This window comes from Pseudomonas sp. Root401, from assembly GCF_001425105.1.
In the GTDB taxonomy this organism is placed as follows: domain Bacteria; phylum Pseudomonadota; class Gammaproteobacteria; order Pseudomonadales; family Pseudomonadaceae; genus Aquipseudomonas; species Aquipseudomonas brassicacearum.
This window is the reverse complement of record NZ_LMDO01000064.1, coordinates 64569-75818: the sequence shown is the minus strand read 5'-3', so window position 1 is coordinate 75818 and position 11250 is coordinate 64569. Positions and strand designations below refer to the sequence as shown.

At 62.8% G+C, this 11250-nt stretch carries 9 protein-coding genes; 3 read left to right on the top strand and 6 right to left on the bottom strand.

The features are described from left to right. Position 1: 1 nt before the first annotated feature. From ASC85_RS27715 to ASC85_RS27690, 6 genes are all read right to left on the bottom strand, one after another. Entirely contained in the window at positions 2-2575 is a 2574-nt protein-coding gene (locus ASC85_RS27715) for a bifunctional diguanylate cyclase/phosphodiesterase (RefSeq protein ID WP_057452182.1), read from the bottom strand. 113 nt (positions 2576-2688) lie between these two features. Beyond that, complete coding sequence (locus ASC85_RS27710; RefSeq protein WP_057452181.1) at positions 2689-3369, bottom strand: DUF2238 domain-containing protein; 681 nt, start codon at positions 3367-3369, stop codon at positions 2689-2691. 13 nt (positions 3370-3382) lie between these two features. After that, entirely contained in the window at positions 3383-5182 is a 1800-nt protein-coding gene (locus ASC85_RS27705; protein ID WP_057452180.1) for a thiamine pyrophosphate-requiring protein, read from the bottom strand. Positions 5183-5426: 244 nt separating this feature from the next. Further along, complete coding sequence (locus ASC85_RS27700) at positions 5427-6068, bottom strand: ferric reductase-like transmembrane domain-containing protein (protein WP_057452179.1); 642 nt, start codon at positions 6066-6068, stop codon at positions 5427-5429. A 594-nt stretch (positions 6069-6662) separates the two neighbouring features. Further along, positions 6663-7973, bottom strand: a complete 1311-nt coding sequence (locus ASC85_RS27695) for an ATP-binding protein (RefSeq protein WP_057452178.1) — start codon at positions 7971-7973, stop codon at positions 6663-6665. Beyond that, positions 7970-8710, bottom strand: coding sequence for a response regulator (locus tag ASC85_RS27690; protein WP_003202589.1), 741 nt, complete (start codon positions 8708-8710; stop codon positions 7970-7972). The genes ASC85_RS27695 and ASC85_RS27690 overlap by 4 nt, the downstream gene beginning before the upstream one ends. A gap of 223 nt (positions 8711-8933) precedes the next feature. Here ASC85_RS27690 and ASC85_RS27685 point away from each other — a divergent pair, with 223 nt between their 5' ends. The 3 genes from ASC85_RS27685 to ASC85_RS27675 all read left to right on the top strand — a co-directional run bounded on the left by ASC85_RS27685 (position 8934) and on the right by ASC85_RS27675 (position 11246). After that, positions 8934-9197 carry a DUF2790 domain-containing protein gene (locus ASC85_RS27685; protein ID WP_057452177.1) on the top strand — a complete coding sequence of 88 codons (264 nt, stop codon included), beginning with the start codon at positions 8934-8936 and terminating at the stop codon, positions 9195-9197. Between the two features lie 249 nt (positions 9198-9446). Then, entirely contained in the window at positions 9447-10658 is a 1212-nt protein-coding gene (locus tag ASC85_RS27680; protein ID WP_057452176.1) for a cytochrome c biogenesis protein DipZ, read from the top strand. Positions 10659-10916: 258 nt separating this feature from the next. Continuing rightward, positions 10917-11246, top strand: coding sequence for a hypothetical protein (locus ASC85_RS27675; protein ID WP_027911912.1), 330 nt, complete (start codon positions 10917-10919; stop codon positions 11244-11246). Positions 11247-11250 lie beyond the last annotated feature (4 nt).

Genomic DNA, 11250 nt, shown 5'->3' with positions numbered 1-11250 from the left:
GTTACAGCCACCGCGGCGTGGTGAAGAACGAGGCCATTTCCGAGCGGGCCAGGGCGGCGCCGAAGTAGGGGCCTTGGACATGGTCGCAGGCCACGTTGCGCAGTTGGCTGAATTGCCGGGCGTTTTCGATGCCTTCTGCGGTGACCATCAGGCCTACGCTGCGGCTCAAGCGGATCATCGCCAGGACGCCTTCCTTGTCATCCTCCAGGCCCAGCTGCGTGAGGATGTTGCGGTCGAAGCGGATGCCATCGAACGGCTGGTCCAGCACTTCGCGAAGGGAGGCGATGCTGGTGCCGAATTTGTCGATGTTGATCCGCACGCCGAGGTCCTTGAGCGCATGGAGGGTGCTGGCGACGGTCTTGTGGTCGGCCAGCAGGACCCCTTCGGCCACTTCCAGGGTCAGCCGGTGGGGCTCAAGGCCGCTCGTTTCGAGGGCCTCTTGCACCTGGTTGAGCAGGAAGCTGCTATTGAACCAGCGGGGTGAAACCGCGATGGAAACATTGACGGCGCTCGGCCAGGTGGCGGCCTCTTCACAGACGTTGATCAGCATCCAGGTGCCCAGCTCTTCAAGCTGGCCCGAGGTTTCGGCCACCGGTATGAAGTCGGCCCCACCCAATTCACCTTTCTCGGGGTGGTGCCAGAAGGTCTGGGCTTCGAAACCGTGCAGTTGCTCGGCGCTCACGTCGAAGCGAGGCAAGTAGCGCAGTTCCAGTTGATCCCGTTGCATGGCGTCGCGCAGTTGCTGCTCGTATTGCCGCCGGTCGCGGGCCAGGTTGCCCATGGCTTCCACGTACACGCGCCAGGTGTTGCGGCCGGCTGCCTTGGCCGCATACAAGGCAATATCGGCGTGGCGCAGCAGTTCATCGGCACGTTTTTCTCCGGGTTGCGACCAGGCAACGCCGATGCTCACCCCCAGGTACAGGGTATTGCCGTCCAGGTGCATGGGCCGTTGCATGCAATCGATCAGCCGTTCACAGAGTTGATCGAGATCGCCGGCATCGCCCGGGTCGGGCATGACAATGACAAACTCATCACCGCCCAGACGTGCCACCAGATCAGTGCCACGGACGTTTTGCTGGAGGATATGCGCCACTTCCTTGAGCACTTTATCGCCCACGGCATGGCCCAGGGAGTCGTTGACCGGCTTGAATCGGTCCATGTCCAGGTTCAGCAGCGCCAGGGGCGGGCGATCGGTCCGGTCCAGGTGTTCGCGCAGGCAATCGAACAAGCGGTTGCGGTTGGCCAGTCCGGTCAGTGGATCATGCAGGGAAAGGTGCTTGATCTGGGCCAGGGCTCGCAATTCGTCGGTGATGTCAGTGGCCGTGCCGCGAAACCCGAGGGTGCCAGCTTCGATGGCCCGCACCGAGAGTTTGCAGGTGCGGATGCGCTGGTTGCGCGCGGTGTACTCGCACAGCAGCGGTGCCGAAGAGACGCTGTTGGCCCCGCCGAGCAGCCATTGGGCAATCGAGATCGAGCCGCCATGGGGGTGAAGCAGCCGGTGCAGAGGTTTGCCCAGCCACTCCGTGGGGCTGAACCCGGTCACTTGTTCGAAGCGCTCCGACAGATAGGTCAGGGTCCCGGTCGAATCGACCTCCCACAACCAGTCGGATGAGACTTCGGCAATGTCGCGGAAACGTTCTTCACTGCGTTCCAGCGCCTTGCGGTGGGCCAGCAGGCTGGCGTACTGGCGTTCCTGGGCGCGGAGCATGGCCAAGGCATGGCGCAGAACGGCCAGGGCCAGAATCCCCAGCACCAGTAACGCCACGGCCAGCAACGGCAGGAGAAATTTGCGCAGGTCCTGGCCCGGGGTCTGCGGCCGCCAGGCCAAGGCTTCCAGGGTCAGGTCGTCGAGCAGCAGCTGGGCGGTATCGGCTGGGCCCGGGGTCCTGGCGATATGGGCATCGGGCAGGGCGAAGTCCCGCGCCAGGTTTTCCAGGGCTCCGGGATCAAGGACCTTGACGAAGAGCATCAGGCTGGGCGGGCCGGGGACTTCGGGCACGCTGCTGTCCGTGCCGATGGTGATGGCGGACGCGGCGACAAACGCAGGGGCGTCCTCGTGATGGAGCATCTCGACGATCACTTCCTCGTGATTTTCCGCAGCGCTGGCTTTTTTCAACAGCGCTCGCAAGTCGCCGGTCAGCCAGGTGTCGGCATCGACCTCACTCATCTGGCCATCGATCACCGAATAGACAGTCTGGCCGGTTGGCGAAATGACAAACACCGCCTGGTAGCCATAGAGCGAAAACACGCTGCTGCCGACGTTTTCCTGGTCATAGGCCCATTCCTTGTCCACGCTGACATGCAGGTGCCGGTAGGCGTCGCTCCACTTGGAATAATCGCTCAGGTCCCGTCCGATACCTTTGCGGATCCCCTCGATGGCCCGTTGGGCGAAAAACAGGCTCTGTTCACGGGCGCGCTGGTCCTGGGCCGCGGTGATGTTGAGCAGCACGGCGATCGCCAGTGCGGACATGACAAACAGCAGGAGCATGATGGCCGGGAAAGTGCGACGGGTGAAACTTCGGGTTGGCGAACCCGGGGAAAGGACAGTTGAGTCATTGCCAGCAATTTCAATCATAAAAATAAGTCATCAGCCAAAAAGCGATTTCATCCGCACCTGTCTTGTATCGGCTGGTGGGCTGATTTACTTAGACGTGATCGCACGGGAACTGGCGGATATGGGGGCTTGCATCAGGTGCGGGCCTTGAAGCGTAACGTCCATTCGAGGGCGAAATCCCGCTGGCGCAGGTAACTGACCCCGGCGGCGACCAGCAGGGCCATGAACGCGGCCAGCGCCGCCAGGGCCATGTCTTTTTGTGAATCCCACGGGTCCTGTTGGGCACCGACAAAGGCCTTGGCGGTATCGCCCCCGATGTAGGCGCCGCCCAGCCATTCGATGATTTCATAAATCGCCGACGACGCGAGAATCAGGCTCCAGGCCAGGAAATAACCCCTGAACCCCGTTGCTGGCGCAACCCGAAGCAAGGCCTCGCGCAGCGGATAGGCGAGCAGCAGGCCATAGCTGAAATGCACCAGCCGGTCGAATTGGTTGCGTTGGAAACCCATGAACTGATCAAGCGACTGGCCCCCTGTCAGGGCCTGCCACCACTGGTTGTAAGGCACCTTGGCATAAGTGTAGTGGGCGCCGACTTCATGGATGCAAAGGAACACGAACAACAGCGTCGCGGACAGTCGGGAAAAGCTGAATCGCCGATGAACGGTCACCAGCACGACCATCAACACAACGACCAGCAAGTTCTCCGCCAGCCAGTCGCTGCGTTTTACCGGCGCAATGGCCAGCCACCCCCACACCACGCAGAAAGCCAGGAGCAGGGACCGTTCATAGCGACGATGCAGCTCAACGATTGGCATATCGCGTCGTGCCTCACTCTTTATCCGTGCGCTGGCCCGGCAGCAGGCTGCTCAATACCTGCTTGGCGGTCTCCACCACGATGCCTCGCTCGTTCGGGTCGCCCTGGAGCAGGGTCGAGGCAAACTTTTTCGCCTGTTCCAGCTTGATGTGCGGCGGCAGCGGTGGCACGTCGGGGTCGGTGCGAAACTCGATCAGCACCGGACGATCCGCCGCCAGCGCGGTTTCCCAGGCCGTGGCCACGTCGTCCTCGTGCAGCACCAGGATGCCCTTCAAGCCAATGGATTCGGCGAACAGGTGGTAGGGCACATCGGGGATGTCCTGGGAGGCGGCGAATTTCGGATCGCCCTCCATGACCCGCTGTTCCCAGGTGACCTGGTTCAGATCCCGATTGTTGAATACCGCGCAGATCCAGGTGCCATTGGCCCAGGTGCGCCAGTATTTGGCGACGGTGATCAGCTCGGCCATGTTGTTCATCTGCATGGCGCCATCACCCACCAGGGCGATCACCGGCCGCTGCGGATGGCAGAACTTCGCCGCGATGGCATAGGGCACGGCCGCGCCCATCGACGCCAGGCCACCGGACAGCGAACACATCATGCCGCGCCGGATCTTGATATCCCGGGCGTACCAGTTGGCGCAGGAGCCGGAATCGCAGGTGATGATGGCGTGCTCCGGCAGCCGCGGCGACAGTTCGAAGGTGACCCGCTGCGGATTGATCGGCTTGGCGCTGACCCGGGCGCGTTTTTCCAGGGTCCGCTCCCAGCGTTCGCGCCAATGCTCGATCTTCTTGCGCCAGGCACGGTCGGTTTTTTCTTCGATCAGCGGCAGCAGGGCGCGCAAGGTATCGACGCTATCGCCGTGCAGGTTGACTTCCATGGGATAACGCAGGCTGAGCATGTCCGCCTGAATGTCGATCTGCACGCCCCGGGCCTGGCCTTCAGGTGGCAGGAACTCGGCGTAGGGGAAGCCGGAGCCGATCATCAGCAGGGTGTCGCAGCCGGCCATCAGGTTGTCGCTGGGCTCAGTGCCGAGCAGGCCGATGGTACCCGTGACCCAGGGCAGGTCATCCGTCACGGCGGCCTTGCCCAGCAGCGCCTTGGCCACGCCGGCGCCGAGCTTCTCGGCGAGGGCGATCACTTCGTCGCTGGCGTGCAGCGCTCCGGCACCGACCAGGATGGCGACTTTCTTGCCGGCATTGAGGACCTCGGCGGCCTTGCGCAGGTCCTCTTCGTAGGGAACGACGCTGGGCTTGCGGTAACCGACGCCGGAGTGAACCGTACCGTGTTTGTGGCGTGGTGCGGTGTACTCCATATCTTGGAGATCGTTTGGCAGGATCAACGCCGTGACCCGGCGCTCGCCCACCGCCGTGCGTACGGCGCGGTCCAGCAGGTGGCGGACCTGGGCGGGCACACTGGCTTGCTGCACGAATGCCCCGGCCACGTCCTTGAACAGGCTGACCAGGTCCAGTTCCTGCTGGTAATGCCCGCCCAGCGCGGCGCGCGCCTGCTGGCCGCTGATGGCGAGCACTGGCATGTGGTCCATCCGCGCGTCGTAGAGACCGGTCACCAAGTGGGACGCGCCGGGCCCGGAGGTGGCGATGCAGACGCCCAGCTCACCGGTGAACTTGGCGTGGGCGCAGGCCATGAATGCGGCCATTTCCTCGTGGCGGGCCTGGATGAAGCGGATTTTTCCCTGGGCGCGGTTCAAGGCGCCAAAGACGCCGTTGATGCCATCACCCGGATAGCCATAGATACGGCGAACCCCCCATTCGTAAAGACGTTCCACCAGAAAATCACCGACGGTCATGCTCATGCCTGTCCCTCGCTTCAGGCCGCCGTCGCTTGGCGCGACGTGCAGCGGTTGACGTTCATACAGGACTTGACCAGTGCTCGCCGTCCAAGGTTTCGATTTTTTCAACGCCAAGGCGCTGTGGCGCAGGCGCTATGTACGAGCTGTGTAGGAGCTGTCGAGCGAAGCGAGGCTGCGATCTTTCCCCAGACACTTGAGTCTCAAGCGAAAGATCAAAAGATCGCAGCCTCGCTTCGCTCGACAGCTCCTACAGGCCAGTCGCGTGTTGCGGTCGTTGGCGTCGCTGGGTGGCCTGGGCCAGCTTGCCCACCAGGCCGATGGCGGTGGCGGCGCAGATCAGGCCGAAGGGCAGCACATACCAGGCGCTCATGGGGATGCGTTTGAAGTTGGAATAGGCAAAGATCGCCGCCAGCACCCACATGCCGGTGACATGCAGGCGCTTCCAGGCCTTGAAACCGATCAGGCGGGTGGTGCTTTTGAACGAGGTCAGGGCCAGCAGCAGGATGAACACGTAGCCCACCGTGCCAGGCACGTTGCCAAGGGTGGTGCGGCCGGGCCAGAACTCGGGATTGAGCTGGCCATAGCTGTAGATCAGCACGGCATGGACCAGATGGGAAAACGCAAAGGCCAGCCCGATGAAGCGCCGTTCGCGCACCAGGGACCGGCTCAGGGGCGAGGGCACCAGCACTGCGAATGCCGAGGCGGTGAAGGCCAGCAGGAACAAGATAAAAGACGAACGCGCCGTGGCGCGAATGGCACTGCGCACGCCTTCGGTCAGGTCCGGGTTGAGCACCAGGATCAACCCGGTCATCAACAGCACCAGGGCGGCGAGCAGGCTGAAGAGCGACCAGCCCTGATAACGAAAGGGGGATGCAGTTGCGTTAGGCATGTAAAGGCTCCGTGGATGGTGAGACCCGGCCGTGACAGCAGCCGGGAACACGGGGGAGTCTTTCAAGCAGGTGTAAGCGGGGTGTGTCCGCCACGCAGCATTGTGCAAGTTTGTGTATGCCGATCATCCGCAGACACACTGGCATACAAATCGCCTCCAAATCCAACACCCAGCCCCTGTGGGAGCGAGCTTGCTCGCGATGGCGTCAGGTCAGTTGAACAGATGCTGGCAGACACACCGCCATCGCGAGCAGGCTCGCTCCCACAGGGGGATTGGGTAAGGCATCAATATTTGTGTTGAATGTGCAGCCGTCTTCGCGAGCAAGCTTTGCTCCCACAGGTCCTGCTCAAACAGATCTGATGGGTGTACGACCGGGAGAGCCAGGTCGGCTATAAGGCCGCCTCGCGGTGGACGTTGATCTCGGGCGCCCCGTCAACCATGTGTCCGGTCCGTACACGCTTTTCGAAAGTGACCCGCCGTCAGGGCGGAACCCTAAGCAGCCGTTACCGCAGCAATGGATATGTACTCAATCCAAAAATCCTGCTTAACCGTAAGGCCGCCATCGCGAGCAAGCCCGCTCCCACAAGGGCCGTGTCAGCTTGCGAATGCCAGGCGCAACTCGGCGCACAGGCCGCCGCCGTTGCGGTTGCTCAGGGTCAGTGAGCCGCCCATGGCGATCGCCAGTTGCTGGGCGATGGCCAAGCCCAGGCCGGTGCCGCCGGTTTCCCGGTTGCGCGAGCTTTCCACCCGGTAGAACGGCTTGAGCACTTCGGCCAGTTCCTGCTCGTTGATCCCGGGGCCGCGGTCCAGTACCTGGATCGCCAATTGCCCGTTGTCGGCGATTTGCACATGGATCTGCGCCGCGCCACCGAACTTCAGGGCGTTGTCCACCAGATTGACCAGCACCCGCCGCAGGGCATGGGGACGGGTGTCGATGACCGCGGCGTTTTTCCCGGTCAATTGCACGTCCTTGCCCGTGTCCTGGTAGTCGAACGCCAGGCTGTCGAGGAACGCATCCAGGCTGATCCGGCAACTGGCCTCGGTGGCACCGTGGATGCTGCGGGCATAGGCCACGCCTTCACGCACCAGGTGCTCCATTTCGCTCAAGTCGCTCCACAGCTTGTCCTTCTCGATCCCCTCGTCCATGAATTCGGCGCGCAGCTTCATGCGCGTGATGGGGGTCTGCAAGTCGTGGGAAATCGCCGCCAGCAACTGCATGCGCTCCTTGAGGTAGGCGGCGATGCGGTCCTGCATGGCGTTGAACGCTTTGGCGGCATGCACCACTTCGGTCGGGCCTTTCTCGTCCAGGCGTACGCTGTGGGCGTTCGGGTCGAGGGTTTCCACTGCCTCGGCCAGCCGGGTCAGTGGGCCGACGGCGAGGCGCACGGCCAGCCAGGTGCAGCCGATCAACAGCGCCAACTGCCCCAGCAACACCATCGGCAGCCAGGGGGAGAGGGGCGTCATCGCCGGGCGTACATCGATGATCAGCGGGCTGCCGTCGCCCAGGCGCAGGTGCACCTGATAGTGCATTTTCGGCCCGGGAATCTGCTTGAAGGTCAGGCCATAGGCCTGGCCGATGGCTTCCTGGATCGAACTGACCGAGATCGGCGCGTCGGCAAGATCCATCGGTTGCCCGGGCTGGCCTTCGTCGAGCAGGTAGCCATAGTTGCGCCGGGCGAGTTTCGGCAGCCAGGCCTGGCGTTCGGCGGCAGGCAGGCGGTCCAGAATGGCGACGGAGGTCGAGACGTCGGTTTCCAGGTTGCCGAGCATGGTCGACTTGGCGCTCTGGTAGCGCTCGTAGTACTGGACGCCGAAGGACAGCCCCTGGGCCAGGATCAGGCCAATCAGGAAGATCAGCGACAGCCTCGAAGCCAGCGTACGCGGCCAGCGCAGCGGCAGGCTCATACCGAGGCCTCGAGGATCTCCACCGGCAGCGAGAACACGTAGCCTTCGCTGCGCACTGTCTTGATGTAGGCCGGCTCCCGGGCATCATCGAGCAGGCGCTGGCGCAGGCGGCTGACCAGCAGGTCGATGGAGCGATCGAACAGGTCGGCATCCCGGCCCTGGGTCAGGTTAAGCAGCTGGTCGCGGTTGAGCACCCGTTGCGGATGGTCGAGGAAGACCCGCAACAAACGATATTCGGCACCGCTCAAGGCAACCATGGTGCCGTCGGTGTCCAGCAGGTGGCGGGCGGTGGTGTCCAGGCGCCAGCGCCCGAATGCCAGCAGGCGACCGCTCTCGGTGACCACCAGATTGGGCGGCAGCATGCGGGTGCGGCGCAGCACGGCGTTGATGCGCGCCAGCAGCTCCCGGGCGGCGAAGGGCTTGACCAGGTAATCGTCGGCGCCCATTTCCAGGCCGATGATGCGGTCCGTTTCGTCGTTGCGCGCGGTGAGCATCAGTACCGGCGTGGCCTTGTGCTTGCCGGCACGCAGCTCCCGGCACAGCACCAGGCCGTCGTCGCCGGGCATCATGATGTCCAGCACGATCAGGTCCACCGGGGTGGTTTCCAGGAAGGCGCGCATTTGCCGGCCATCGGCAACGACAGTGGTGCGCAGGCCGTTCTTTTTCAGGTAGTTGCCAACCAGCTCTCTGATCTCGCGATCGTCATCCACTATCAACACGTGATCGACATGATCCATGGTGTCCAGCTCCTCGGCGTTTCGTTGTGAGCAGTCTACAGGCGCCGGCCGGTACGGCTCGCGGCGGTTTGTATTGCAGTGTATCTGGCGCGCGACGGATACACAGCGATGCAAAAAGCCACCTGGCTCGATACAGGCGTGATACCTGCGCGGCATTCAATGGCGTCCATCGAGGCAACACCACAGGCCTCGGCAGATAAAACCATTGAATCGAGGAATCGCCATGAACAGCAAAGCCATCTACGCCGCCTGCCTCTTCGCTGCACTGAACATTTGCACCCTGTCGGCCCGGGCCGAAAGCAACGTGCAAGCGCAGACCTACACCTACGGCACCCACCTGGACATCCAGAAGGTGCTGTCCCTTAGCGAAGACGCCAACCCGACCTGCGGCGTGGTCAACGCCCAGATGACCTACCTGGATTCGGCAGGCCACAAGCAGGCGCTGGACTATCGCAAGCTTTCCGACAACTGCAGCAACCAGAATTGATCTGCTTTTGTGGCGAGGGAGCTTGCTCCCGCTGGGGCGTAGGAACTGTGTAGGAGCTGTGTAGGAGCTGTGTAGGAGCTGACGAGTGCAACGAGGCTGCGATCTTTCCCCAGACACTTGAGTCCCAAGCGAAAGATCAAAAGATCGTCCGAACGCGGCCCGAGCCTTCGGCAGCTCCTACACAAGCCCAGCGGGAGCAAGCTCCCTCGCCACAAGTTCTACGTCAGCCTTTTATATTGAGGTGTTGCCATGCTTCTGATCGCTTTTCTCGGCGGGATCCTGACGATCCTCAGCCCCTGCATTCTTCCGGTGGTGCCGTTTCTGTTTGCCCGGGCCGATCGCTCCCGTGGCTCGGTGCTGCTGACCCTTGGTGGCATGGTGCTGACGTTTGCCCTGGTCTCCAGCCTGGCGGTGGTCAGCAGCGAGTGGGTGCTGCGTGCCAGCAGCGTCGGCCGCCAAGTGGCCTTGGTGGTGATGGTGGTGTTTGCCTTGTCGCTGATCTTCAGTCGGGTCGGCACTTGGCTGGCGCGGCCGCTGGTCAGCCTGGGCAATCGCCTGGACGCCGGCGCCGGGCGGATGGCCGGGCCTGTGGCTTCAGTGCTGATCGGGGTCGCCACCGGGCTGCTCTGGGCACCGTGCGCCGGACCGATACTCGGGGTGATCCTGACCGGGGCCATGCTGCAAGGCGCCAGCGCACAAACCAGCCTGCTGCTGCTCGCCTACGGCCTGGGCAGTGCCTTGTCCCTGGGCACGCTGATCCTGGCCGGGCGTGGACTGGTCGGACGCCTGAAACTCTCGCTGCCGATCACCACCTGGCTGCGCCGGGGAACGGGAGCTGTGGTGTTGCTGGCGGCCGTGGCGATTGGCACCGGGGCGGATGACCGCTTGTTGGCGGCGACTTCCTCCCAACAATCGGCCAGCCTGGAAAAAAGCCTGCTGGAGAACGTGCCCAAGGCCATCGACTATGTGGTGAGCAAGGCTGGCGCAAGTTCCATGCCGGCCCTCGAATCCCAGGGCGCCATGCCTGCGTTGGACGGCGCGGTGCAATGGCTGAACTCGCCCCCGCTGAGCAGCGAATCACTCAAGGGCAAGGTGGTGCTGGTGGACTTCTGGACCTACGACTGCATCAACTGCCAGCACACCTTGCCCTATGTGAACGGTTGGGCGAAGAAGTATGAAAAGGACGGGCTGGTGGTGATCGGTGTCCACACCCCGGAGTACGGCTACGAGAAAATCATCGACAACGTGCGCGAGCAGGTGCGCAAGCTGGACATCCACTACCCGGTGGCGATCGACAATCAGTATGCGATCTGGCGCGCCTTCAACAATCAGTACTGGCCGGCTCATTACTTCATCGATGCCAAGGGGCAGGTGCGCTACAGCCATTTTGGCGAAGGACGCTATGGCGAGCAGGAGCAGGTGATCCAGCAACTGCTGCAGGAGGCGAAGGCGGGCCAATGACCCCCGGGCGAGGGAGCTTGCTCCCGCTCTGTCGAGTGCAACGAGGCTGCGATCTTTCCCCAGACACTTGAGTCTCAAGCGAAAGATCAAAAGATCAAAAGATCGCAGCCTTCGGCAGCTCCTACACAAACCCAGCGGGAGCAAGCTCCTTCGTCACAGGAGTGCATGCGGATTCGAGAATGGCGTGAAAATGCTGGCCCCTTGCTCAGTTACATAAGGTCAAACTTCTTTCCTTTCAGAAAGTTGGGCGACAAACCTATGCGTATTTCTATGTGGGTCGTGGCGACGTTTCTCCTGGCCGCCGTTTCGCTTGAGGCCCAGGCCAGGGCGCTGACGCAAAACCAACAGTCGGTGTGCCGCTGGGGTTCGGACATCGCGGCAGGGGCGCAGGCGTCGAAGCTTTCCGGCGTCAGCCTGTACGGCGCGCGCAAGAAGCTGCAAGTGCGCAAGTTTCCCCGGCCCTGGATGCGCATGACTGCCCTGGGCATTACCGAGCAGACCTACAACAGCGCCTCGCGTCTCAAGCCGGTCGCGGTCAAGCAGACCTACTACGAACAATGTGTGCGTCATGAGTTGGCGCGACGATAGGCCC